The sequence below is a fragment of the Pseudomonas sp. 05N434 genome (genome assembly GCF_056396965.1).
In genome coordinates this window covers 1-1,477 of sequence record NZ_JBFTMK010000822.1, presented here as the reverse complement: position 1 = coordinate 1,477, position 1,477 = coordinate 1, and the positions used below count along the sequence as shown (strand labels likewise).

General features: G+C 46.2%; 1 protein-coding gene and 1 pseudogene. Both read right to left on the bottom strand.

Translation table 11 applies throughout. From position 1 onward, the window contains the following. Positions 1–52: 52 nt before the first annotated feature. Positions 53–1,009: an AAA family ATPase gene (locus tag AC1DLB_RS29760; RefSeq protein WP_477743108.1), complete on the bottom strand. Its 957-nt coding sequence runs from the start codon at positions 1,007–1,009 to the stop codon at positions 53–55. A 3-nt stretch (positions 1,010–1,012) separates the two neighbouring features. Continuing rightward, a pseudogene (locus AC1DLB_RS29755) lies at positions 1,013–1,477 on the bottom strand (hypothetical protein); the annotation flags it as partial.

Below are 1,477 nucleotides of genomic sequence, written 5' to 3'. Positions count from 1 at the left end.
CGCCAAGGGGCTGTTGCAACCTAGCGTGACCTTCAGATCTTTTCTATACATGTTAACTTTTTTTCATGGACTCAAAAAAGTCCGTCAAAACTGTTGCTCTCATGGATACGTCGATCATCTCAGCCGACAATCTAAAATCTGAAGAGTCTTTCGCCCTATTGGCAATCAAGAGATGATTGATTAGGCGAATAATATACGAAAACGGTATTCGTGGCAGCACGCTCTCACCGACCAACTGGATCAAAGCATTCCAAATGTCGCCATGCTGAGCCGCAAGACGATAGTTGTTGGAGAACGCGACCGGAAGAAAAAATTCAGTATAGGAGCACCCTGAATTCGGCGGAAACTCTGTGACCTCGTCAAAGTCATACAGAATGGCCTGAAATACATTGGCCGACAAGCACCCTTCAAAGCGCACGGGCTCACTTAGGAACCGGGCAACCAGGTTGTAGGCCGCCAAAGTAATTAAAAGATTTCGAGTTTCGAGGATTTGCGGCTGACCGAAGCCTAAAGTCGTCATGCTAATCCCTTTTGCATCAAGCCGATTATGAATCACCAAAAGATCGTTATACGACTGCAACAACATCAACTGCATCTCATCAATAATCAGAACAAACTGATCTCCGCCTTTGAGTTCGCACTCGGCAGCAATATGCTCAATATAGCGTTCCAATTGTATCGCGCGACTCTCCCGGTTGGCCACGGCCAATTTTGCTGACTTCAGCAAGTCGCCGACCAAATAAGTAGTTCGCTCGCTATCCATTGTATGATACAAAACATACGAATCGGGAAACTCACTGGCAAGTAAGTCCCTGATAGCATAAGCACATCGGGTTTTACCCATTCGAGGGGAGGCAAACATAAAGGCGCCGGAGTGCCTGAAAAACACTTTCTCCCGGAACATGGCATAAGACGCTTTGATCATGGGGGTCAGAATGGTATACTGATTTCGTTTGACCGGATGGGTTCGAAATAGCTCCGAACGAGATTTATCATCGAGCACTAACATACATCACCTCATCTTGTTTTTACCGAGCAACTTGTTAAGGTCAGGCATGGGTGCAAAGCTGGAGTGGCTTATTGATTCAGGGTCGATTGATAAAACTGATGGGTATTCTGCACCCTCTATTGCGTCATGGATATTTAAGCTCAGACCAGTTTCATCGGAGAGCCGTTTCGCCTCGGTCGCCTGCCGAGGACTGAGGGGGGATTTAGACTTTTTCATTGCTGCTTTGTTTTTTGTGGTCAAATGCTCCATATACACCTGCACGGGGTTCTGTCCGGTGGCGATGATGACCACCCGTTGAGATACCAGTTTATTGATTGCTTGTCGGGTAGTCAGGCTGTGTTTCAAATCCGCCCAATGCCCCATAGCAACCAACTTTCCTAAAGGCTCACCCTGTAACGTGAATACGTTTAGATATCGAATGTCATCCTCAAAAATTTCGATAATGATTTGTTTTCCGACTAAATGAGC

Bases quoted from the DNA above. Each gene is read 5' to 3' on its own strand.
- AC1DLB_RS29760 (WP_477743108.1), bottom strand. From the start codon at position 1,009: ATGTTAGTGCTCGATGATAAATCTCGTTCGGAGCTATTTCGAACCCAT.